General features: G+C 74.5%; 17 protein-coding genes. 6 read left to right on the forward strand and 11 right to left on the reverse strand.

Annotation, left to right across the window (positions count from 1 at the left end):
- Nucleotides 1–6: 6 nt before the first annotated feature.
- From ACIQTO_RS23010 to ACIQTO_RS23020, 3 genes are all read left to right on the forward strand, one after another.
- Nucleotides 7–909, forward strand: coding sequence for an NADP-dependent oxidoreductase (locus ACIQTO_RS23010; RefSeq protein WP_402391013.1), 903 nt, complete (start codon nt 7–9; stop codon nt 907–909).
- A 347-nt stretch (nt 910–1,256) separates the two neighbouring features.
- Nucleotides 1,257–1,970, forward strand: a complete 714-nt coding sequence (gene uppS / locus ACIQTO_RS23015; RefSeq protein WP_402391319.1) for a polyprenyl diphosphate synthase — start codon at nt 1,257–1,259, stop codon at nt 1,968–1,970.
- Entirely contained in the window at nt 1,967–3,523 is a 1,557-nt protein-coding gene (locus ACIQTO_RS23020) for an oxygenase MpaB family protein (protein WP_402391016.1), read from the forward strand. The genes uppS and ACIQTO_RS23020 overlap by 4 nt, the downstream gene beginning before the upstream one ends.
- A gap of 93 nt (nt 3,524–3,616) precedes the next feature.
- On the opposite strand, the gene ACIQTO_RS23025 is transcribed toward ACIQTO_RS23020, so the two are convergent.
- The 4 genes from ACIQTO_RS23025 to ACIQTO_RS23040 form a co-directional block, all read right to left on the reverse strand.
- Entirely contained in the window at nt 3,617–4,327 is a 711-nt protein-coding gene (locus ACIQTO_RS23025) for a hypothetical protein (protein ID WP_402391018.1), read from the reverse strand.
- Nucleotides 4,328–4,855: 528 nt separating this feature from the next.
- Nucleotides 4,856–7,156, reverse strand: coding sequence for a tetratricopeptide repeat protein (locus tag ACIQTO_RS23030; protein ID WP_402391021.1), 2,301 nt, complete (start codon nt 7,154–7,156; stop codon nt 4,856–4,858).
- Between the two features lie 217 nt (nt 7,157–7,373).
- On the reverse strand, nt 7,374–8,378 hold the full coding sequence (locus tag ACIQTO_RS23035; protein ID WP_402391024.1) for a phospholipase: 1,005 nt from the start codon (nt 8,376–8,378) through the stop codon (nt 7,374–7,376).
- Nucleotides 8,379–8,551: 173 nt separating this feature from the next.
- Nucleotides 8,552–9,487, reverse strand: coding sequence for a LysR family transcriptional regulator (locus ACIQTO_RS23040; protein ID WP_402391026.1), 936 nt, complete (start codon nt 9,485–9,487; stop codon nt 8,552–8,554).
- Between the two features lie 133 nt (nt 9,488–9,620).
- Between ACIQTO_RS23040 and ACIQTO_RS23045 the strand changes: the two genes are divergently transcribed.
- Complete coding sequence (locus ACIQTO_RS23045; RefSeq protein WP_402391028.1) at nt 9,621–10,901, forward strand: MFS transporter; 1,281 nt, start codon at nt 9,621–9,623, stop codon at nt 10,899–10,901.
- Between the two features lie 58 nt (nt 10,902–10,959).
- Here ACIQTO_RS23045 and ACIQTO_RS23050 read toward each other — a convergent pair whose 3' ends face one another.
- Nucleotides 10,960–11,844 carry an alpha/beta fold hydrolase gene (locus tag ACIQTO_RS23050; protein ID WP_402391031.1) on the reverse strand — a complete coding sequence of 295 codons (885 nt, stop codon included), beginning with the start codon at nt 11,842–11,844 and terminating at the stop codon, nt 10,960–10,962.
- A gap of 73 nt (nt 11,845–11,917) precedes the next feature.
- On the opposite strand from ACIQTO_RS23050, the gene ACIQTO_RS23055 reads away from it, so the two are divergent.
- On the forward strand, nt 11,918–12,562 hold the full coding sequence (locus tag ACIQTO_RS23055; RefSeq protein WP_402391034.1) for a TetR/AcrR family transcriptional regulator: 645 nt from the start codon (nt 11,918–11,920) through the stop codon (nt 12,560–12,562).
- A gap of 57 nt (nt 12,563–12,619) precedes the next feature.
- On the opposite strand, the gene ACIQTO_RS23060 is transcribed toward ACIQTO_RS23055, so the two are convergent.
- The 5 genes from ACIQTO_RS23060 to lanL all read right to left on the reverse strand — a co-directional run bounded on the left by ACIQTO_RS23060 (nt 12,620) and on the right by lanL (nt 18,361).
- Nucleotides 12,620–14,974: an FHA domain-containing protein gene (locus tag ACIQTO_RS23060; RefSeq protein ID WP_402391036.1), complete on the reverse strand. Its 2,355-nt coding sequence runs from the start codon at nt 14,972–14,974 to the stop codon at nt 12,620–12,622.
- A 210-nt stretch (nt 14,975–15,184) separates the two neighbouring features.
- Nucleotides 15,185–15,304 (reverse strand): ALQxL family class IV lanthipeptide, encoded by a 120-nt coding sequence (locus ACIQTO_RS23065; protein ID WP_360642024.1) that lies wholly within the window; start codon nt 15,302–15,304, stop codon nt 15,185–15,187.
- Between the two features lie 35 nt (nt 15,305–15,339).
- On the reverse strand, nt 15,340–15,459 hold the full coding sequence (locus ACIQTO_RS23070; RefSeq protein WP_402391039.1) for an ALQxL family class IV lanthipeptide: 120 nt from the start codon (nt 15,457–15,459) through the stop codon (nt 15,340–15,342).
- Nucleotides 15,460–15,503: 44 nt separating this feature from the next.
- Nucleotides 15,504–15,623 carry an ALQxL family class IV lanthipeptide gene (locus ACIQTO_RS23075; RefSeq protein WP_360642026.1) on the reverse strand — a complete coding sequence of 40 codons (120 nt, stop codon included), beginning with the start codon at nt 15,621–15,623 and terminating at the stop codon, nt 15,504–15,506.
- A 5-nt stretch (nt 15,624–15,628) separates the two neighbouring features.
- Nucleotides 15,629–18,361 (reverse strand): class IV lanthionine synthetase LanL, encoded by a 2,733-nt coding sequence (gene lanL / locus ACIQTO_RS23080; protein ID WP_402391041.1) that lies wholly within the window; start codon nt 18,359–18,361, stop codon nt 15,629–15,631.
- Nucleotides 18,362–18,794: 433 nt separating this feature from the next.
- Here lanL and ACIQTO_RS23085 point away from each other — a divergent pair, with 433 nt between their 5' ends.
- Entirely contained in the window at nt 18,795–20,093 is a 1,299-nt protein-coding gene (locus ACIQTO_RS23085; RefSeq protein ID WP_402391043.1) for a YncE family protein, read from the forward strand.
- A gap of 43 nt (nt 20,094–20,136) precedes the next feature.
- On the opposite strand, the gene ACIQTO_RS23090 is transcribed toward ACIQTO_RS23085, so the two are convergent.
- Complete coding sequence (locus ACIQTO_RS23090; protein WP_402391046.1) at nt 20,137–23,082, reverse strand: tetratricopeptide repeat protein; 2,946 nt, start codon at nt 23,080–23,082, stop codon at nt 20,137–20,139.
- Nucleotide 23,083: the final 1 nt, after the last annotated feature.

Below are 23,083 nucleotides of genomic sequence, written 5' to 3' on the forward strand. Positions count from 1 at the left end.
CGACAGATGAAGGCAGTCCGGTTCGACCGGTTCGGGGGCCCGGAGGTCCTGGAGATCGTGGATCTCCCCGATCCGCGTCCGGGGCCCGGTCAGGTCCGGATCGCCGTGCGCGCGGCCGGCGTCAACCCGAGCGACTGGAAGAAGCGCCGGGGCCTGCTGGACGAGGAACTCCCGCAGACGCTCGGCCACGAGGCGGCGGGCGTGGTCGACGAGCTCGGCGAGGGCGTCGCGGACGTGGCCGTCGGGGACCGCGTGTTCGGGTTCTCCGTCGAGGGGGCGGCCCAGGCCGAGCTGGCCCTGCTGTCCCACTACGCGCGGATCCCGCCGTCGCTGGACTTCCCCGCCGCTGCCGCACTGCCGGCCGCCGTCGAGACGGCCACGCGCTCCCTCGACGCGCTCGGCGTCCGGGCCGGCAGCCGGCTGCTCGTCAACGGTGCCTCCGGCAGCGTCGGCGCCGCCGCCGTTCAGCTCGCCGTGGCGCGCGGCGCACGGGTGATCGGCACGGCCGGTCCCGCCAACCACGGGTATCTGCGCTCGCTGGGCGCCGATCCCGTCGCCTACGGCGCGGGGCTCGTGGGACGGGTCCGCGCGCTCGCGCCCGACGGCGTCGACCTGGCGCTCGACGTGGCGGGGAGCGGGGTGCTGCCCGAACTCGTCGGGCTGGCGGGCGGCCCGGAGCACGTCGTGACGATCGGCGACTTCGCCGGCGCGCGGGAGTACGGGGTGAGGTTCAGCCGGGGTGACGACGGCCGGGCGGTCCACGCGCTCGCCGGGATCGGCGCGCTGGTCGAGGCCGGGCGCTTCGCGCTGCCGGTCGGGCGGACCTTCCCGCTCGCCGACGTCGCGCGGGCGCACCGGCTCGGCGAGGACGGGCAGGTGCGCGGCAAGCTCGTGCTGCTGGTCGGCTGACCCGGCCGTGCGGTCCGGCCGTGCGGTCCGGCCGTGCGGTCCGGGCGCGCGGTCCGGGCGTGCGGTCCGGGCGCGCGCCGACGGGCCGTAACGAACGGCCGTGACGACCGGTGGTCGGTCGTCGGCGGGTCGAGCGGCCGGCGCCGGCGCTACCGGATCGGGTGAAGATCCCCGAAACGCCGGACAGGCCGGGCCGTGCACCGGCACGCTGCTGACGGGTTCGCGGGGATCGCGGCCCGGTGGCGAGCGGAGGGGTGGCAGTGCCGGTGGAGCAGGTGTTCGGAGGTCTCGCCCCGCCCGCGGGGACGGTCGTCCCGCGGCAGGCCGGCGGGGAGCGGTCGGCCCCGGTGCCGCGCCATGTCGCGTGTGTGATGGACGGGAACGGCCGCTGGGCGGCGCGGCGTGATCTGCCACGCACCTCCGGTCACCGCGCGGCCGAGGCGACGGTGATCGACGTCATCGAGGCGGCCCGGTCGGCGGGCGTCCGGTGGCTCAGCCTGTACGCGTTCTCCACCGAGAACTGGCGGCGGCCCGGCGAGGAGGTCGACTACCTGCTGCGCCTGGTGCGCCGGGTCGTGCGCAAGCACGCTCCGCTGCTGCACGCCCGTGGCATCCGCTGCCGCTTCCTCGGCGGCGCGGACCCGCGGCTCCCGGCCGGCCTGGCCCGCGACTTCGAGGATCTGACGACGCTCACCAGCCGCAACCGGGGCATGACGCTGACCGTGGCGTTCGACCACGGCGGGCGGCGGGACATCGTCGAGGCCGCGCGCTCGCTGATCCGCAGCGGCGCGGCGCCCGAGACGGTCGACGAGGAGTCCTTCGCGGCCCATCTGCCGTTCCCCGACACCCCGGACGTGGACCTGGTCATCCGGACCTCCGGGGAGCAGCGCATCTCGAACTTCATGCTCTGGCAGGTCGCCTATGCCGAGTGGGTCTTCCCGCCGGTGCTGTGGCCCGACTTCCGTGCCACGCACTTCCTGGAATGCCTGGACACCTATCAGCGCCGCCACCGCCGGTTCGGCGGCGTGGCGGCCGACCCGAAGGGAGAACCCGGATCGTGACCCAGACGACCGGTACCAAGCCGGGCGGCGCGGAGGCCGCTCCCGAGACCGAGACCGAGACCGAGACCGCGACCGAGTCGGCCGGGCGGCACGGGCCGTTGTTCGGCCCGGGGACGCGGTTCCACCGGCTCTTCGACGATCCGTGCTGGGCCGTGGCCATGATCCGGGCGACGGTCCTGGAGGCCGCCCACCCGCAGATCGGCGCGGCCCTGGCCGACAGTTCGACCTTCGTGACGCACCCCTGGCGGCGGCTGACCAACACCCTCCGCAGCCTGCAGCGCATGACCGGGACGGACGAACCGGCGCGGGAGCGGGAGGCGGCCCGGCTCAACCGGATGCACGGCCGGCTCAACGGCACCGACGCCGCGAACCGGCCCTACGACGCGATGGATCCGGCGGCCCGCGCATGGGTGGTCGCCACCATGTTCGAGAGCGCCGTCATCATGTTCCGCTGGAGCGGGCGGCCGCTCGACCAGGCCGCGATGGAGGAGCTGTATGCCGAGTTCCGCGCCTTCCTGGCGGTGATGGGCGACGCCTCCGGTCAACTCCCCGAGTCCCTGCGGGACTTCTGGCCGTACTACGACCGGGTGGTCGAGGAGGAGCTGGAGAACACCGAGGCGCTGCGCACCATCCTCTACCACCTCTTCGACCACCTCCCGGCGCCGCCGCTGCTGGAGGGCCTGCCCACGGTGTGGGCGGCCGGGCGTGCGCTGGCCGGGCCGACGATCGGCGTGGTCACGGTCGCCTCCCTCCCGGAGGCGTTCCGCAGGCGGGCCGGGCTGACCGAGATCCCCGGCGCCCAGACGCTGACCCAGAGCGCCTATCTGGCCCTGGGCGCGGCCCGGTTGCTGCCGGACGGGTGGATCACCGCCGAGAACCTGGTCGACCTGCTCTCGCTCTCCTCCGACAGCGACGATCCCAGGGCCAGGACCCTGGCCGCCGTGGGCGACGGGATGAAGCGGTTCGGCGCCTTCCTGCGCCTGATCACCCCGCTGCCGGACGAGCCCGACGGGCCCGGCGCCGGCGGGTCGTCCGGGCGGACGGCACCGGGCGGTGCGGGCCGGGGCGGTGCGGGTCGCCGCGGCGCCGAGGAGTTCTTCGACGCCGTGCTGGACCAGACCGGGAACGGCTATCTGGACTGGCCCGATCTCGCGGCCATGGCCCGGGAGTTGTCCGGCCGACTCGATCTGGACGAGCCGGAGGAGACCAGGCTCTACACCGCCTTCGCCGCCTGGTGGCGGGAGCTCCAGTCGACCCTCGACACGAACGGTGACGGCCGGATCAGCCGGCAGGAGTACGCGGAGGCGGTTCCCTCGCTCGCCGGTCCGGCGCTGATCCGGGTCGCCGAGGTGCTGTTCGACGTGACGGACGCGGACGGCAACCAGACCATCGACGCGGACGAGTACCGGGCCCTGTTCCGCACCGGCTTCCGGCGCGAACTGCTCGATTCGGACGGGACGTACTCGCGGGCCGCGTTCATCAAGGACTTCCTCGCCTTCATGGCGGGTCGTCAGCGGTCCACCGCCTACGACCCGCTGCTCACCCAGGCGTGACGGCGGGCCTGACGGCGGGCCTGGCGGCCGGGAGGAGCACCACGCGGCACGGCCGGGCCGGCTGCGGCGGTCCGGCCGGGCCGGAGCAGGCTCTCAGCACGGTCCCTCGGCCCTGCTGCGGCGCTCCGGTCGCGGCAGCGGACGCAGCGGCCGGCCCTGTCCGAGGCGCGGGCTGCGGCGGTGCCTCGGCCGGGGGAGCGCGGCCGGCTCGTCGGCGGCCGGCGGGCGGCCGGCGGCGTGGCGCCGGAGGAGGCCGGTCAGCTGGGTGATGGTGGTGATGACGACGGGGAGTTCGCCGTCGACGAGCAACTCGTAGCGGCGGGGCCGGTCGCAGTCACCGGGGTACCGGCCGTGCGGGCCGGCGGGGCGGTGGAGCAGGCGCGCGGTCGGAGTGAGCGCGAAGGTGGCGGAGCCGTCCTCCGACCCCCGCCAGTTGCCCGGCCTGGTGAGCGCGCCGCCGCTGCGGTCGAGGGCCTGGGCGCCGGCGGCGGCCTGGACGGCGGCGTGGGCGAGGGCGTCGGCGGCGAGCTGGGCCGACGCCGGCCCGGGCAGGGACGGTGTGGTGCCCGGCGCGGTCCCGGTTTCGGGTCCGGGGCGGCCCGGGCGGCGGGCGTGCCGGTCGGCCGCCACCGCGGTGAGGCCGGCGAGGGCCAGGGCGATGGTGACGCGGATCCCCGGGGGCTGTCCGCGCAGTGCGTGGTAGGCGCCGAGGCTCGCGGCCCCGGCGGCGACCGCGCCCGGGGCGGCGCTGCCCGCGAGGGCACGCAGGACGCGGGTACCCGGGGCGGTGGTCTGCTCGGTCATCAGGTGTCACTCCGGTCGGTGAGGTGTGGCTGGTCGGGGTCCGGGCACCAACGGCTCGCCGGCGAGCCGGTCGGACCGGTCGGACCGGTCGGGCGGCTCATCGGCACCTGGTGCGGCTCGCGCGTCAAGGGCCGCTCCTGGGCGGTGCCCGGTCCGGCGAGGCGTCCGGGCGGGGGCCGGACGGCCGGACTGCCGGGTCGCCGACCCGGGGGAGTGGTCGGCGGCCGGCGATGCGGTGCGGCGTGTGCACCGGGAAAGGCAGGACGTCACGGTCGGCACCGTCTGCGCGAGGGGAACGGGAGTCTCATCCGCTTCACATGTCTTCGACGGGCAGGCCGGTGACCAGCAGGGTGTGCCGGACCAGGAGTGCCCGAGGCCCGGTCGGCCGAGGTCTCCGAGCACCTGCAGTGGACCACGGCGGTCCGAGCGGCAGCCAGGCGGTTGGACCGGCAGAACTACCGTCCGGCGGTCAACTTCCGGTACCCCACCGGGGGCGGGCCGGGGCCGGGGAGCCCGCGGGCGCCGACGTCAGCGGACCGCCCCGAGCGCGTCGAGTTCCGCGGCGGCCTCCTGCCGGCGAGGGCTGTTGAGCGCGCCGAGGGCCTCATGGGCGGCGGTCAGTGCCTCGAAGGCCTCCCGGCGGCGGCCCAACCGGGCAAGGACGCGGCCGAGGTCCAGCCGCGCCGGTGCGCTCCACGGCTTCACGTCGCGCGCCTCGAAGCGGGCCAGGGCGCTGGACAACTCGGGTTCGGCCTCGCTCCAGCGCCCCAGGGCGGCGAGGTCGTTGCCGATGTTCTGCCGGATGATGGCGCCGTACAGCTCGGCGAGGTCGGGTGACCGACCGGGAGCGCCGGCGCGGCAGATCAGCTCCGCGCGCCGGTGGACCTCCAGGGCCTCGCCCGCCCGGCCCTGCTGGCGCAGGGTGTTGCCCAGCGTGTTGAGGACGGTGAGTTCACCGAGGTGGGCCTGGACGGAGCCGAGCGCGCCGAGACAGGCCGCCGAGTCCCGCAGCCAGGCGATCGACTCGGTCACCCGCCCGGTGCGGCTCAGCGCTCCCGCGCCGTAGCCCAGGGCCCAACCGACCTGGAGCCGGTCACCGACCTCGCGGGCCGCGGTCAGTGCGGCCTCGGCCGCGGCCAGCGCGGCCTGGTGGTCGTGGACACAGATGTTGTACGCCCACGCCAGGTAGTTGAGGTGGACCGCCTCCTCCTGGCGGCTGCCGAGGGCGCGGGCGGCGTCGGAGGAGGACCGGAAGACCTCCACCCACAGCTCCCAGTGCTGGTTGAGGTCGGAGAACCAGTGCATCGCCTCGGCCACGTCGACCACCTGCCGGTGGTGCCCCGCGCGCGCGGCGCGGCGCAGGGCGGCGAGCCAGTTCGCGCACTCGGCCTCCAGCCAGGCACGTGCCCCCTCCTGGCCGGCCGGGAGGGACTCGGGGTCGGGATCCGCGTGCGGCGAGTCCTGGTGGTGGTCGGCGTCGAAGCGGAGCGCGGCGGCGCCCGCCCGGCTCAGGATCCACCGGTCGGTCCGCTCCAGTGCCGCCCGGATGCCCTCCGGTCCGTCCTCGGCGGCCACCTGCTCACCGGCGAACACCTTGAGGAGGTCGTGGAACCGATAGCGCTCGGCCGTGGGGTGGGGCTGCAGGAGCCCGGCGTCGGTGAGCTCCTCCGCGTGGCGGGCGGCCTGCGCGATCGGCAGGTCGGCCAGCAGGGCGGCGATCTCGGGGCCGAAGTCGGGGCCGGCCGCCAGGGCGGCCCGCCGGAACACGCGTCGTGCGGCCGGCCCCAGCTGTCGGTAGGAGAGCGCGAAGACCGCCCGTACCCGCAGACTGCCGGCCTGGAGCGTGTCCAGGCGCCGCCCCTCGTCGGCGAGCCGGGCGGCCAGTTTGCCGAGGCGCTCGTCGGGCCTGGCCGCCAGCCGCTGGCCGGCGATCCGCACCGCCAGCGGCAGGAGCCCGCACAGGTCCACGATGTCGCGGGCGGCCTGCGCCTCACGCCCGACCCGCTCCGGGCCGACGATTCTCGTCATCAGTTCGACCGCCTCCTCCCGCCGCAGCACCCCCAGGTCGCAGCGGTGCACCGCTTCGAGCCCGGCCAGGGCCTGCCGGCTGGTGACGATCGTGAGGGAACGCCCGCCGCCGGGAAGCAGCGGACGGACCTGCTCCTCGCCGGCCGCGTCGTCCAGCAGCACCAGCAGCCGCCGGTCGCGCACGACGGAGCGCCACAGCCCCGCGCGATCCCCGGTGCCGGCGGGCACCCCGCTCTCCGGTACCCCCACCGCGCGCAGCAGCGCGGCCAGCGCGTCCCGCGGCTCGGTCGGTTCGTGTCCCATCCCGTGCAGGTCGACCGCGAACCGTCCGTCCGGGAAGTGCTCCGCCAACCGGTGCGCGGCGTGCACGGCGAACGAGGTCTTCCCCAGTCCCGGCTCCCCGGAGACCACGGCGACCGGCGCGTGCTCGCCGTCGGCCTGCCGCACCGCCGCACGCAGCCGGTCCAGCGCGGGGCCGCGGGCGGTGAAGTCCGCGATGTCGCGCGGCAGTGCCAGCGCACCGCGGACCACCGCCGTGCCGCCCGCCTGCGGGCGGGGCCTGCCCGCGGCGGCGGCCCGCTCCAGGGCCCGCTCGCCGGCCTCGTCCAGCCCCAGTGCCTCGGCGAGCGCCCGCACCGTCCGGCGCCGCGCTCCCCGGGCCCGCCCGCGCTCCAGGTCCGCCAACGCCCGGACGCTCACCCCCGCGGCGTGCGCCAGCTGCTCCTGGCTGAGCTCGGCGTCGCCGCGCAGCCGGTACAGCAGCTGCCCGAACTCGCCTCGGCCCGATGCGTCGTTCTCCAACTGGACACCCCCCGATCAGCCCGGTCCCGGCCCGGCCCACCGGAGGTGTGACCGCCGCCCCGACCCGACCCGGCGGAAGTATGGCCGAGGCCGCGACCCTATCGGCTCGGCCGTCCGCCGGCCGGACCGGCCCGGTCCCCGCCCGCGCGGACCGGGACGTCCGCGCGCCGTCGGCCGGGGATCGGGCCGACGGCGCGCGGGGAGCGGGGGTGCTCGTCTACCGGAACAGGCGGTCCCCGCTGGTGGCCATGCGATGGGTGGAGCCGTGGCGGTTCACCCAGTCACGGACGAGGTTGACGGCGTTGGCGCACTGCCAGCTGTTGTCGTACTCGCGCACCCCGGTGAAGCTGCCGTAGCCCGCGATGATGCCGTCCACCCGGGCATCGCCCAGGAGCTTGTCGACGTACCACGGATCGTTGTAGGTGGTCGTCCAGGACAGCGTGGCCGCGAGCCGCCCGGCGGCGCGGTCCCCGGCGCCCTTCTTGAGCTCCGCGCAGGTGTTGTAGGTGGCTTCGGTGCAGTTGCCGAACCCCTTGGTGATGTCGGAGTCGCCGTAGTCCATCGCCCGGTGGCCGGCCGGGAACCCGGAGCCGGACCGGTTGAAGGCGCCCTGGACCTGGTCGCGGGTCCCCGTCGACGTGATGCCCTCCAGGCTGCCGAGCCGGCCCTCCAGACTCTTCCAGCCCCTGCCGCCGACGTCCGGCGTGTCGCCGCCGTGGTACTCGAAGAAGCCGTAGAGCACCTGGATCCCGGCGGCCGTCAGCCGCTGCGCCCTGTCGCGCAGTCCGGCGACGCTGCAGCCGCGGTTCGGCTCCTCCCCGCAGTAGTTCGGGTCCTTGATGTCCAGCCAGACCAGGCTCAGCCGCCGCCCCGCGTTCGCGTGGGCGAGGATGCGGTCGAGCATGCTGTCGAAGCTGGGGCCCAGCCGGTTGTCACCGGCCGAGGAACAGTCGTGCCAGGCCCGCCATTCGTTCGGGTTCCACCAGGCGCAGACATCGATCTCGACGGCGTTGGCGCCGTGGTCGAGCGCGGCGTCCACGCCGTCCAGGGTGTCCACCCGGTGCGCGATGGCGTAGACCGGCTGACGCTGGTCGGCCGCCGCCGCCGGGGCGCCACCGGGTGCGGTGGGGGCGGCGATGGCGGGCGCGGCCGTGACGAGCAGCGCCGCCGCGCCCGCCGCCGCCGCGGCGGCACGGAGGAGACGTCGTACGGGCAGAGGCATGGGTGCTCCCTTTCCAGTCGGGATCCGATCCCGTTCCGCCGTGGGATCCGAGGCGTTGCGATTCCTTCGATCATTGCGTACATGACAAATAGACGAGGAGTGCGATCTCGGCCAACTTCGTACACCAATGGCCGTACGGGAAGGGGGCGCGCCGACCGCGGGCGCGGCGGTGGTCAGCGCGGAAGCACCCAGCCCGGCCGCCAGGTCCCGACGGCGTCGTGGCCGGTCGTCGCGGCGGCCAGGTGGGCGCGCAGGGTGGTCAGCGCCGGGTGGGGGTTGTCGCGGTGCCAGAGGAGCGAGTGGGGGTAGACCGGTGTCGGGTCGGTGACCGGGATGCGGCGCAGACCGTGGTCGGCGGGCCAGATGAGGCGGGTCCGCCCGCCCATGAAGGTGGCCAGCGCCGGGGTGTCGGCGATGGTGTCGAGAAGGGCGTCGGAGCCGAAGTTGGGGCCGGTCGCCTCGATGCCGAGGCCGAACTCGGCGACGAGGTCGTCGTAGTAGGCCGTCCACTCGGTGCCGGGGACGACGCCGGGCATCCAGATCCGGTGCCCGGCGAGCTCGGCGAGGGTCACCGACCGGGCGCCCGCCAGCACGTGGCCGGGGCCGGTGAGGAGGTCGAGCGGCTCGTCGAGCACCCGGACGGACTCGATGTCCTCGGGCAGGGGCCGGCCGGGCGCGGCGACGGCGCGGAACGAGGCGTCGATCGCGCCGGACCGGATGGCGGCGACGGCCGCGTCGATGTCGAACAGGGTCACCACATCGAGCTCGACGTCGGGGTGCACCCGGTGGAAGCCGCGCATCAGGCCCGACTGCGCGCTGCGCGAGGTGAGCACGTCGACGCGCAACGGGCGGCGGCCGGTCCGCACGGACGCCACCGCGCGTTCGGCGACCCGCAGCAGCTCGCGCGCGTGGGGCAGGAACGCCTGCCCGTCGATGGTGAGCGCGGCGCCGCGCGGGGTGCGGGTGAACAGCCGCACGCCGAGGCCGCGCTCCAGCGCGGCGATGCGCTTGGAGACGGCCTGCTGGGTGACCGCCAGCTCGGCGGCGGCCTCCTGGAACTGCCCCGCCTCGGCGGCGGCGACGAAGGTTCGGACGGTGTCGAGATCCATGCCGACACCCTAAGGCAACAACGATTGGTTGTGGCTGGGCGGCCAGCGGTTGTTTGATCCCCAGGTACGGGGATCGCTTTGATGATTCCGATCGCTGATCGGTTGTACGGGCGAAGGGTGAGGGGCGGCGGACATGGGGAGCGGGCACCGGCTGGGAGAACTGCTCGGGCATCGCCTGGGGTGGCGGTTCGGGTGGCTCTGGGGGGCGTACGGGACGAGCGCGCTCGGCACCTGGCTCGCCTTCGGCGCCCTCCCGCTGATCGCCATCCGGGTGCTGCACGCCGGACCGGCCGAGGTCGCCGCGCTCGCCGGCGTCGGGGCCGCCGTGGGCGCGGCCGCGGCGGTGCCGCTCGGCCCGTGGGTGGAGTACCGCCGCAAACGGCCCGTGCTGATCGCGACGGACCTGGTGCGGTGCGCGGCGCTGCTGACGATCCCCGCCGCGTTCGCGCTCGGCGCGCTCACCTTCCTCCAGCTCCTCCTGGTCTCGGTCGTGGTCGCGGCGGCCGACATCACCTTCCGGGCCGCCTCCGGCGCCTACCTGAAGACGCTGCTCCCGGCCGAGGACCTGCTCGTCGCCGGCGCCCGCTTCGAATCCACGGCCTGGACGACCACGATCGTCGGACCGCCGCTGGGCGGAGCGCTCATCGGGCTCCTCGGTCCGGTGGCGACGGTGGCGGCCGACGCGCTCAGCTACCTGCTCTCGGCCCTGGGCATCCGCGCGACCGGCGGGGACGAGCCGCCGCCCGTGCCCCGGCCGGCCGCGCGCCCGCGGGCCGGGGACCTGCTCGACGGGTGGCGGTTCATCCTCGCCGACGGGACGTTGCGTCCGCTGCTCCTCAACACCGCCTTGTTCAACGGCCTGGTGATGGCCGCCGAGCCGCTGCTGGCCGTCCTGCTGCTCGACCGGCTCGGTTTCGCGCCCTGGCAGTACGGCCTCGCCTTCGCGGTGCCCTCGGTCGGCGGCCTGCTCGGCGCACGGCTGGCCCGGCCGCTCGTCACCCGCTTCGGGCAGCGCCGGGTGCTGGTCGCGTCCGGGGCGCTGCGCGCGCTCTGGCCCGTCGGCCTGGCCTTCCCGGGGACGGGCACCGGAGGGCTGCTCCTGGTGATGGGCGTGGAGTTCGGCCTCATCCTCTGCTGCGCGGTCTTCAATCCGGTGTCCGCCACCTACCGCCTCCAGCGCACCGCCACCGACCGGGTCGCCCGCACGTTGTCCGCCTGGGCGGTGACCACCAAGGCCGCGACCGCGCTCCTGGTGGCCCTCTGGGGTGTGCTGGGCGCCCTGCTCGGCCCTCGTACGGCCATCGGCCTGGCCGGGGTGCTCCTGCTGGCGACCCCGCTGCTGCTGCCCGGCGGCGCGGCAGCGCTCCGCTCCGAGTCGGGGGCCGGGCCGGAGCCACAGCCGGTGGGCCGGTGATCGGTGGGCCGGTGATCGGTGATCGGTGCCCGGGCCTCCCGGGCACCGATCACGGTCGTCAGCCGCAGGAGGCGATGAACCGCAGCAGGTGCTCGTTGACCACGTCGGGGCGCTCCAGGTTGAGGCCGTGGCCCGCCTGCGGCACGATCTCGGCCCGGACCCCCGGGATCAGTCCGGCGACCCTCTCCCGCGCGTGGTTCGGTCGGACCAGGGCGCTGCGGCGACCCAGCAGGACGAGCGTGGGCAGCCGGATGGAACTCAGCTCCCGGTCGGTGAACGGCGGGACCGGGGGGCGGGTGTTGGGCCGGTACGTCCGCATGCCCAGCATCAGGGGGGCGAGCATCTCGGGCGGCGAGCCGAGGGCGGGGTTGGCGAGCAGCCGGCCCAGGGCGGGGCGCAGCCGCCGGGGGGCGAGCATCCCGAACAGGCCGCCGACCAGGTGGGCGTAGAAGCGCGCGGGGACCTTGTCGATTCCGCCCGGATCCAGTGCGGTGATCGACGCGAGGCCCTCGGGCGCGTGAACGGCCTGGTTGAGGGCGAGCCATCCGCCGTAGGAGGCGCCGACCAGGTGGACCGGCTCCGGTCCGAGCGCGGCGATCACCTCGCCGAGCCAGGCCGCGTTCTCCGCGGGGCCGGCCGCGACGGCACGCTGCACACTGCGGCCGGGGTCGTCCAGCGTGGCGATCGCGTACACCGGGTGGTGCTCACCCAGGGCGGTGACCTGCGGGTACCAGTTCGAGGGGTGTCCGGCGTGGCCGTGCAGGAGCACGACCGGCTCGCCGGTCAGGGCTCCGTAGTGGTGGACGTGGACGGTGCCGTAGCCGGTCTCGACATCCAGCTCCCGGCGCGGGCCCGGCCACAGGTCCATGGCCCGGTCGTACGCCTCAAGGAACTTCGTCCGGGCTTCCTCGCTGGTGAAACGTCCGACGCTCGTCCTGGTCATGACCCCTCCCGGTCCACGAAACGGCAACGCTTGATGGTATGGTTGTACCATAAAAACGTTCGAAGGGAGCCCGATGCCGAAGCTGGTGGATCACGAGGAGCGGCGGGCCCACATCATCGACGCGCTGCTCCGCGTGGCGGCGGACGGCGGACTGCACGCCGTCACCATGCGGTCCGTCGCGACCGGCGCGGGTGTCTCGGTGCGGCTCGTGCAGTACTACTTCGACACCAAGGAGCAACTGCTGCTCGCCGCGCTCACCCACCTCGCCGTGCGGATGGGCGAGCGGGTCCGCGACCGGGTGCGGGCGGCCGGCTCGTCGACGGATCCGCGCGACGTCGTCGAGGCCGTGCTGCTCGAAGCGGTGCCGACCGACCGGGAGAGCCGGACCTTCCATCTCGTCTACACCGAGTACGCGGTGCTCTCCGTCACCGACCCGGCGCTCGCCGGCCAGCCGTTCCTCGCGGCGCCCGACGAGATGGAGGCCTTCCTGGTCGACCGGCTGGCCGCCGCCCAGCAGGCCGGGGACGCCGACCCGCACCTGGACCCCCGCCGGGAGGCCGTCGTCCTGCTGTCCGTCTCGGCCGGCCTCGGCCTGAGCGTCCTGCTCGGCCAGCGGACGGCGGAGGACGCGGTCGAGGTCCTGCGCTACCACCTCGGTCGGATCTTCCCCGGCGGGCGGGCCCGTGACGGCGGCGGCCCGGCCACCGGGCGGGGGTGAGCGTCCGCCGGCGGCCGGGCGGGCCGGACCGCACGTGGACGCGGATGCGGTCGTCCGTCACCTGCGCATGACGGCGGGTTCGTGGCGGCGGAGCAGCCGGCTGACCAGGACCCCGCAGAGGACCGAGAGCGTGACCAGCATGCCCATGTCGAGCAGCCAGGTGGAGGGCTGGTGGGTGAAGATCGGGTCATTGCTGAAGGTGTCGGGGAAGACCCGGGCGAGGTCCATGGTGGCGACCATCGCGCCGAAGGCCCAGCGGGCGGGGACCAGCCAGGAGAGCTGGTTGAGCACCAGGGCGTGGTTCAGCTGCAGCAGCGCGCCGCAGAACACCACCTGGATGATGGCGACCAGGACCAGCAGCGGCATGGTCACCTCCTCCTTCTTCACCAGCGCGGAGATCACCAGGCCGAACATCATCGCGGTCACCGAGAGCATGGCGACGGCGAGGGTGATCTCGAACAGCGGTGGCATGAAGATGCCCTTGGTGCCCGGGGGTCCGAGTTGCACGCCGACCAGGGCGACCATGGTGAGGACCACCGACTGGACGACCGTGATGGTGCCGAGCACCACGACCTTCGAGCAGAGGTACGCGGATCTGGACAGGCCGACGGCTCTCTCGCGTTGGTAGATGCTGCGCTCCTTGACCAGCTCGCGCACCGAGTTGGCGGCGCCGATCAGCACGCCGCTGACGCAGAGGATGAGCAGCGTGTTGAGGGCGGTGGAGTTGTCGAGCCGGCTGCCGGCCAGGGCCCGGGCCAGGGCGCCCATGATGAACGGCAGGGCGATCATCACGGCGAGGAAGGTGCGGTCGGCGGACAGCGCGGTGGCGTAGCGCCGGACCAGGGTGGAGACCTGCTTGCTCCAGCGGCGCGGCTTGGGCTTGGGCGCGGCCGGTGGAGCGGCGGCCGCCGGGGCCGGGGGGCCGGGCGGGACGGGCCCCGGGATCGCGCCGGCGATGTAGCGGCGGTACGGCGGGGAGGCGCGGTACTGGCCGACCCAGTCCCGGTCGGTCTGGTTCTCGAACGCGTCGAACGCCTCGGACCAGCGGCCGAACCCGAAGTAGTCGAGCGTCTCCCCGGGCGGCCCGTACCAGGCGAGCCGCCCGCCGGAGACGAGCAGCAGCAGGCGGTCGCACAGGTCGAGGCTCAGCACGCTGTGGGTGACCACGATGACGGTGTGCCCGTCGTCGGCGAGGTCGCGGAGCATCTGCATCACGGAGCGGTCCATGCCCGGGTCGAGGCCGCTGGTGGGCTCGTCGAGGAAGAGCAGGGAGGGCTTGGTGAGGAGTTCGAGGGCGACGCTGACGCGTTTGCGCTGGCCGCCGGAGAGGCTGGAGATCACCTGGTCGGCGCGTTCGGTCAGGCCGAGTTCGGCGATCACCTCCTCGACCCGGGCGGCCCGTTCGGCGGGGGCGGTGTCGTCGGGGAAGCGCAGTTCGGCGGCGTAGCCGAGGGCTCGGCGGACGGTCAGCTGGGTGTGCAGGATGTCGTCCTGCGGGACGAGGCCGATGCGCTGGCGCAGCTCGGCGTACTCGCGGTAGAGGTCGCGGCCGTCGTAGCGGACGGTGCCGCGATCGGCGGGACGCAGTCCGGTGAGGGCGTTGAGCAGGGTGGACTTGCCGGCGCCGCTCGGGCCCGCGACGGCGAGCAGGCAGTGCTGGCCGACCGGGAAGGTGACGTCGTCGAGCAGGACGCGGCCGCCGGCGACCTCGACGCTGAGGCCTTCGACGTCGAGATCGATGTCGCCGGTGTCGACGAACTCCTGCAACTGGTCGCCGACCAGGCAGAACTCCGAGTGGCCGATGCCGATCAGGTCCCCGGAACCGACCAGCGCCTGCCGGACGGGCCGGCCGTTGAGGTAGGTGCCGTTGTGGCTCTCCAGGTCGACGATCTCGTACCAGCCGTCGGCGTGGGCCCGCAGCTCGGCGTGGTGCCGGGAGACCGACAGGTCACCGGTGACCAGGTCGTTGTCGGGCGCCCGGCCGATCCGGATCACCTTGGTGGGCAGCGGCCGGACGCTGGTCGGCGGCCGGTGCGAGCCGGTGATGGAGGTCAGCGCGGACGGCGGCCGGTCGCTCACCGCGGTCGGCCCGGCCACGGCGCTCAGGGTGCACCGGGGCCCGTCGGAGGCGCTGCCGAACCGGACCGTGTACCCGGGGCCGACGTCCAGGTGCTCGACCCGGTGGCCCTTGCAGAAGGTGCCGTTGGTGGAGCCGGTGTCGTCGAGCATCCAGTGGCCGTCCCCGACGTGCAGGACGGCGTGGTGCCAGGAGACCCTCGGGTCGCTGAGCACCACGTCGCTCGTGGGGTCACGGCCGACGGCGTAGCTGTGGCCCGGGCTGATCACCTTCGAGTCGTTGTCGGTCTCGAGGACGAGCTGGGGCGCGGTGAGCGCGAATTCTCGCTCTGCCATACGACCGATGCTAGTCCCGCCGGAGGGCACCTGCCCGGGTGGCGGGGATCGGCGCTCCGGGTGACCGCCGGGCCTCGGCCCCGCCGGGGGACCGGCCGGCGGCCGGCACACGACCGGCGCGGGTGGCCGAGGCGTCTCGGTCACCCGCGCCGGGGTGGGGGTACTACGCGGTCACCTCGGAAGGCGTCTCCACGACCTCTCCGGTCGGACTCACATGTCGTCGATGCTCCAGTTACCGCAGGTGAAGATGGAGAACGGGAAACAGACGTAGTCCGTGGTGGTCTGCTCCTCGCTGTCCAGCAGCTGCAGGGCGTTGACGTCGTTGGTCATGGCACTCACTCGCTTTCCTGGGGTGGGGGGGACTGCTAGACGTTGATGTAGCTCCAGTTGCCGCAGGTCAGGACGGAGAACGGGTAGCAGACGTAGTCGGTCGTGGTCTGCTCCTCGCTGTCCAGCAGCTGTAGGGCGTTGACGTCTTCGGTCATGGTGGTCACCTCCTTCCGGCCGGGTCGGCCGGTTCGGGGACCCGTCAGATGTCGCCGTAGCTCCAGTTGCCGCAGGTGAAGATGGAGAACGGGAAACAGACGTAGTCCGTGGTGGTCTGCTCCTCGCTGTCCAGCAGCTGCAGGGCGTTGACGTCGTTGGTCATGGTGGTCACCTCCTTCCGGCCGGATCGGGGGCGGGCAGCCACAGGCGCGGCCCGCCGTGGTGGAGCCGTACCAGCAGGCCGAGCGGCCCGCCGAGTCCGGTGTGGTAACCGACGCCGACCCTGGTCAGGGTGTCGTCGGGGATCAGGAGCAGCCCGTCGTGGAGGACGTGCCGCGCGTGGGCGCAGGCGAGGAGTTCCTCGGCGCGGCGCCGGTAGTGGGGGTCGTCGAGGGCCTCGGCGAGGTCGAGCAGGTACTCGGCGTTGCCGGCCAGGCCGTGGCAGGCGGCGGCGGAACCCACCCACCGCCAGCGGTGCACCTCGGTCGCGGCCTGTTCGGCGGTCTCGCGGTAGCGCGGATCCCCGGTGGCCTGCCAGAGGCGGATCAGGAAGGTGCCGATGCCGGAGGCGCCGCTGCACCAGTGGGGCGCGTGGACGGGGGCGTCGGCGGTGCGGTCCTCGACGGGCCAGCCCACGCCGCCGTCCCGGACCCGCGCGGTGGCGAGCAGGGTCTCGGCGGCCGCCCGGGCGGCGTGGACGAAGTCCTCCCGCTCCGTGGCGAGCCCGGCGAGCAGCAGGAAGGTGCCGACGCCGGCGACGCCGTGCGCGAAGCCGAGATGGGTGATGCCGGCGAGCTCGGAGTCGAAGTCGGCCGGGACGGGCCACACCACGCCGGACCGGCCCTTCGCGGCGGTGGTCAGCAGGTGTTCGGCGGCGGTCACCGCGCGCTCCCGGAACTCCTCGTCGCCGGTGGCCCGCCAGAAGTGGAGCTGGGTGAGACCGGCGCCGGCCACACCGTGGCACACGTCGGGGTTGGGCCAGCGCAGCGGCACCCCGCGGGCCAGCCGGGCCGCGTGCGCGGCGAGGCCGTCGTCGTCGAGCAGCCGGGCGGCGTCCAGCAGGGCCCAGGCGGTGCCGGAGCGTCCGAAGTGCAGCCCGGGCAGCTGCTGCCCGCCGACATCGGCCCGGGCGGCGATCCACCGGGCGGCCTCGGCGACCGCGGTCCGCAGCCGGGGGTCCGTGCGGTGCGCGGCAGCCGCGGTGAGGACGGACAGGACGCCGGCCGCGCCGTGTTGCACGTTGAGCGGATCGGTCCGTTCGGCGGCGGGGTCGGCGGGCCAGAGCCGGACGGGGTCGCGCGGGGTCATGGTGTCCATCAGGTGGGTCAGCCCGTCGGAGAGCAGCCGCTCCGCGGTCCCGCGGTCCAGGACGGCCCCGGTGGCCGGGAGCGCCCCGGCGGCGGGGGTCGCGTCCACGGGTGGCGCGTCCACCGGGGCGGCGAGCAGCCCGGCGAGGGACTCGCGGACGGTGTCCAGACTCCACCGGTCGCTCCCGTTCAGTGCCATGAGCCCCAGCACCAGCGGCTGGAAGGCGGTGAGTTCGGGGCGGTCGGCGAGGGCGGCGGCCAGCAGGCCGGCGAGGCGTTCGTGCCGGGTGCGGACCGCCCCGAGGTCGGGGGCCAGTTCGGGTTCGGTACCGGTGAGCAGGTGGAACAGTACGGCGCCGAGGCTGTAGAGGTCGGACTCCGGGGCGGGGGCCAGCCCGCTCGGGGTGCCGTCGGCCACCTCGGGGGCGCAGAAGCCCGGGGTGCGGATGCCCAGGACGGGTTCTCCGGGGCGGGCGAGCGCCTCCAGGTCGATCAGGCGGAGCTCGCCGTCCGGTGTGACCATCAGGTTGTTGGGGCTGAGGTCCCGCAGGACCAGGCCGAGTTCGTGGACGGCCTCGACGACGGTCACCAGCTGCGCGGCCAGCTCCAGCACCGACGCCCGGTCGGGGCGCAGCCGCTCCGTCACCCAGGAGCGCAGGGTCTGTCCGGCGATGCGTTCCTGCGCGAGGTACCGGTTGCCGCCCTGGTGGAAGACGCCCAGCACCTTCGGACAGAGGCCGGTCGGAGCGAGCAGCGCGTGCATCTCGGCCTCGTGGCCGAGCCGCTCGCCCGCGTCGGTGCCCGTGAGGGTGGCCCCGACGTGCCGGCGGGCCTCCTTGATGACGACCTCCTGTCCGGTCCGCCGGTCGCTGCCGAGGAACACCCCGCCCCGGTAGGCGTGCCGGACGGCCTTGCGCACGACGTAGCGGTCGTCCAGCAGCACGCTCGTCCCGGGGGCGGCCGGCGGCTCCTCGGGCGGCGGCAGCGGGGAGACGGCCCAGGCGGGCGGGCTGAATCCGGCCGGCCGCCGGTCCCGGACGAAGCTCCCGTCGGGTGCCTGCAGCATCGGCTCGGGCGAGCCGTCGTTGGTGAGCCGGGGGAAGCCCCGGAAGGCGCCGTAGCGGTAGTACACCAGGCTGCCCGGCCGGTACTGGCGGTCGGAGAGGATGCCCGGCCCCGGCAGCTGCGCGGTGGCCCGGTGCAACTCCTCGGCCAGCTGCCGGAAGTGGTCGTCGTCGTTCGGGTAGACGGTGATGAACTTCCCGCCGCCGCCCCGGTCGTAGCGGGCGGAGACGAGTTCCGTCAGGTGTCCGGGGGTGCCGGCGCACTTGAACGGGGCCCGGGCGGCGACGAGCACCTCGGCGGCCCGGGTCAGCACCATCGGCGCGGAGAGCGGGGTGGCCGACACGTGCAGCTTCCAGCCCTGCCTGCGGCCGGCGCCGGCGTCACCCGGGCGGACGTGGCACCAGAAGTCCTGCGGGCTGACGGACCAGCCCTGCGCGTCCTGTCCGCGCAGCACCGCCTCGATCAGGTCGGGGTAGAACGTGGCGTACGGATCTGCCGAGTCCTGACCCGCCGTGTACCCGTCTGCCATCGTCCGTCCTTCGTTCCGTGGAGACTGCCGGAGTGGGCCGGAGCCCGACCGCACCGCTGATCCTGGCGCCGCCGGACCTGCGGTTCATGGGTGATCCGCGCGTATCTTTCGAGCCACGAACCCCCATATGGCCGTGCGGCCGGCGGCGCTAGCATGCTGAGGGACTGTCAGAGGCCGGCGGCGCCCCCGCGGGACGCGGGCCGGCCGGGTCGAGGCGCGCCCCCCGTGCACAGCCGCCACGGGGCCACGCTCGCCGGCCCCGGGGAACGGTCCCGCTCGCTCGCGCGGGGGAGGCGCCGTACCGGCTGGGCCGGCCAAGGCAATTGGTGCCGTCCGATGCCTTGGCAGGGCGTGGGCCCAGTACTTACCGTCGAGTAACGCCATCCGGCCGACGCCCTGTCCCGACTCTGCGCGAACGCGCGAAGGAGCGGCGATGTCTCTCCGCGAGCCCAGGCCCCGTTCCCGTCCCGCCCGCCGTTCCCGGCCGGCCAGGTCCCTCGGCGCCCTCGCCGCCGCCGTGCTTCTGCCCCTCGCGGCCGTCGCCCCGGCGGCCGCGGCGGCGCCGCCGCCGGGCGCCGCGCCGGGCCTGCGCGAGGTGATGTTCGTGGGCAACAACTGGGACGGCACCGCCGACGTCATCCGTTCCTCCGGCGACTTCGCCCGGATCGGCCGCGTCAACGTGATCCCCGACAAGGACCGGCGGCTGACCGAGATCGCCCTCGACCCCGTCGCACTCGCCTACTTCCTGGGGATCCGGCTCGGCCCGGGGGAGGGCCACGACCAGTTCGTCGACGACATGTACACCACCCCGGACGGCTCGGCCGTGGTGGTCTCCCGGCCGAGCTTCGCCGACGTCGTCTCCATCGACCTGGCCACCGGGCGGATCAACTGGCGCTTCCCCGTGTCGGGTTACCGCTCCGACCACATGGCGCTCTCCCCGGACGGCACCCGGGTGGCGGTCTCCGCCTCCACCTCCGACACGGTGCACGTGCTCGACGTCCGCACCGGCGCGCAGCTCGGCTCCTTCCCGACCGGCGACAAGCCCCACGAGAACCTGTTCACCGACGGCGGCCGGCGGATCTGGAACATGTCGATCGGCGAGGTGAACACCGCCCTCGACGCGCCGTGGCTGGACTGGACGAAGGGCGACCGCCGGATCACCGTGGTCGACGCCGACACCTTCGCGCCGGTCAAGGTCATCGACATGCGGGAGCGGCTGGACGCCGCCGGTCGCCCGGACCTCTCCGACGCGATCCGGCCGGCCGCCTTCACCCCCGACGAGTCGACGCTCTACTTCCAGGTCTCCTTCTTCAACGGGCTGGTCGAGTACGACGTCGCCGCCGACCGGATCACCCGGGTCACGACCCTGCCGAAGAACCCCGCGACCAGTGAGGACCGCACCACCTGGGTCAACGACTCGCGCCACCACGGCCTGTCGATGAGCCCGGCCGGTGACAAGCTGTGCGTCGCGGGCACCATGGACGACTACGCGACGGTGGTGGACCGGGCCACGCTCCGGGAAGGGCCGCTGGTGCCCGCCTCGAAGCCCTACTGGGCCACCGTGAGCGGCGACGGCACGTCCTGCGTGATCTCCGAGAGCGGCGCCGACCAGGTCACCGCGATCGATTTCGCGACCGGCCTGCGGACGGTCTCCGTCCCGGTCGGCGACCACCCGCAGCGCGTGCGGATCGGCCACGTGCCGGCCGGCTGGACCGGTCCCTCCGGTTCATGAGCCGGACCTGGCACCGACACCGGTGACCGGCCGGGCCGTGCGGCTAACCCCGTCGGTCCCCGCGCGTGCGCCGCCACCGGCCGAGCAGGGTCCGCGGCGCGCCGCCCCGGCCGGCCGGTGGCGCCGCGGCGGCCGACCGCTGCCGGCTGCTCGCGTACAGCAGGTTCCCCATCGCGCCGTCCTCCTGCGGCGCACAGTCCAGTTCGCGGAAGAGGAGGACGGCCTTGCCCGACGCCTCGACGGCCTCGTCGTACCGGCTCAGCTCCGTCAGGGCGACGCCGAGGTTGACGTACGCGACAGCGGTGCCGTAGCGGTCCCCGGTCTCCTCGAAGATCTCGGCCGCCCGGGCGCCGAACCGGGCCGCCTCGTCGAACCGGTCCAGCTCCAGCAGCGCCGCCGCGCTCTTCTCCGCCGCCTCGGCCTCCCCGTGCCGGTCGGCGACCTCCCGGTAGACGGCGGTGGCGGCGGCGTGCGAGGCGAGGGCCTGTTCGTGCTGCCCCATCGCGCGCCGGCACACACCGACGTTGTTGAGCACGTCGGCCTCGGACTTCCGGTCCCGGCTCCGCCGGAAGAGCTCGATGGCCCGGTCGTGCGCCGCGAGCGCCTGCTCGAACTCGCCTGTCCCGCGCAGGGCACAGCCCAGGAGGTTCTGCGCGATGCCCTCGCCGTGCGGGTCGGCGCACGCGTGCAGGATCCCGGTGGCCCGCCGGTGCTCCTCGGCCGCCTCGCCGGGGCGGCCCGAGGCGGTCAGGGCCATGCCGAGGTTGATCCGGGCCAGACCGGTCCCGTGCCGGTCCTCCGTGTCGAGGAACGACTCGATGGCCGCGGTGTGGGCCTCGACGGCCTCGGACAGCCGGCCGACGCGCTGGAGGCAGAGACCGAGGCTGTTGCGGGCGATGGCCTCGTGGTGGCGGTCGCCGATCGTGTGCGCGAGTTCCGCGGCCCTGGTGTTGGCCTCGGCGGCCTCGTCGATCCGCCAGGTCGCGAACAGCGCGCTCCCGAGATCGGTGAGGGCGACCGCCTCGCCGTGCTGGTCCCCGTCCCGTCGTCCGATCTCGGCCGCGCGGGTGAACAGGGCGACGGCCTCGGCGAACTCGCGCTTGCCCGCCAGGGCCCGGCCGCGTGAGACGAGCGTATGGGCGTCCTCGTCGCTGCCGCCGTCCGGACGTCCGGCCTCGGCGGCCTCGGCGGCTTCGGCGGCCTCGGCGAGGTCGTCGAGGGCCTCGTCGAACTCCCGGAGGTAGGACAGGACGGTGGCGCGGTTGGTGAGTGCGGCGCTGCGCCCGTGGTGGTCGCCGAGCGCGCGGTACAGCTCGGCGACCTCCGCGTAGAGCCGGACGGCCTGGTCCGAACGGCCGGCCTGGTGCAGGACCCCGGCGCTGTTGCCGGCCGCCTCGGCCATGCCCTGCCGGTCGCCCGCCGCGTGGTAGAGGTCGGCGGCGGCCTGGTGCGCGCCGAGCGCCTCCGGGAAGCGCCGCGCCTCGGCCAGCGCCGCGCCGTGGTTGTTCAGGGCGGCGGCCGTGCCCTCGTCGGAGCCGCTCAGCCGGTACAGCGCCACGGCGGTCGTGCTGACCTCGATCCAGTCGTCCAGGTGACGTCGGAGCTTGAGGTACCGGGTGAGCACGAAGGCGAGGTGGGCGCTGATATCGGGCCGCCGCAGGGTGTGCGCGACCTTCACCGTCTCGACCAGGTTGGTCCGTTCGGTCTCCAGCCACTCCAGGGCCGCGGCGCGGTCGGTGAACCGGTCGGAGTCGGCGTCGCCGTCGGAGTCCCCGTCGCCGGGCGCCAGGAGGGTGTCCGCCGCCTCGGCGGTCCGGTGGTAGTGCTCGAAGAGCCGGTTGACGGCGTCGAGGGGCCGGTCCTGTTCGACCCGCGCGTTGCCCTTCTCCTGCGCGAACAGCCGCACCAGGTCGTGCTGGCGCCAGCGTTCGTAGGAGGCCCCGTGCCCGATGAGGTGGGCGCGGGCGAGGTCGCCGAGGAGGTCCTGGACGTCGTACAGGTCCTCGTCGAGCAGCCGGGCGGCGGCCTCGGTGGACACCTCGGGGCCGGGGTTGAGGGACAGGAACAGGAAGAGCCGCGCCTGCTGCGGGGTCAGCGCCCGGTAGGAGAGTTCGAAGGCGGCCCGAACCGCTTGGTCGTCGCGCCGGCTCAGCCGGTCCAGCCGCCGCTGGGAGTCCTCCAGCGCGGCCCGCAGGTTGGCCAGGGGGCGGGCCGGGTCCTCGGTGAGCAACGCGGTGGCGATCCACAGGGCCAGCGGCAGTCCGGCGCACAGCTCGGCGAGCCGGGCGGCCTCGGCGGGCTCCGCGGCCACCCGCCCGTCGCCCGGCCGGGCCGTGTCGAGGACGCGGTGGATGAACTCGACCCCGGCGTCCTGGTCGAGGACGTCCAGGTCGTACAGACGCTCGCCGAGGTGGAACGTGAGGGTCTGCCGGGAGGTGATCAGCACCGGGGTACCGCTGTTGGAGGGCAGCAGCGGACGGACCTGGTCGGCTCCCTCGGCGTTGTCCAGGACGAGGAGGACGCGCCGGCCGTGCTCGGCATAGCCGTTGAGGACGGTGCGCAGCAACGCGCCGCGGCTCTCCAGGGTCTCCGGGATGTGCTCGATCGGGACGGCCAGGTGGCGCAGCAGCGTGTCCAGGGCCTGTTCCGGTGACCGGCGGTGCTCGCCGTCGTGGACCGAGAGGTTCAGGTAGAGGACCCCGCCGGGGAACCAGCCGGGCTCGGCCACGGCCCGGTGGGCGGCCTGCAGCGCGAGCTCGGTCTTGCCGATCCCGCCGAGGCCGGTCAGCACGGTGATGGCCCCGCCCGCGGGCCCGGGCGCGAGGCGTTCGTGCAACTCCCGCGCCGTCCCGTCGCGCCCGACGAACGTGGCGCCGGCCGGTGGCAACCCGTCGGTCACCGGGGTCACCGTCGGCGGCAGCCGCAGCTCGACGTGCCGGCCCTGGATCACCGTTCCCACGAAGAACCCGCCGGTGATGGAGTTCTCCACT

The organism is Kitasatospora sp. NPDC091207 (assembly GCF_044768625.1).
Classification (GTDB): domain Bacteria; phylum Actinomycetota; class Actinomycetes; order Streptomycetales; family Streptomycetaceae; genus Kitasatospora.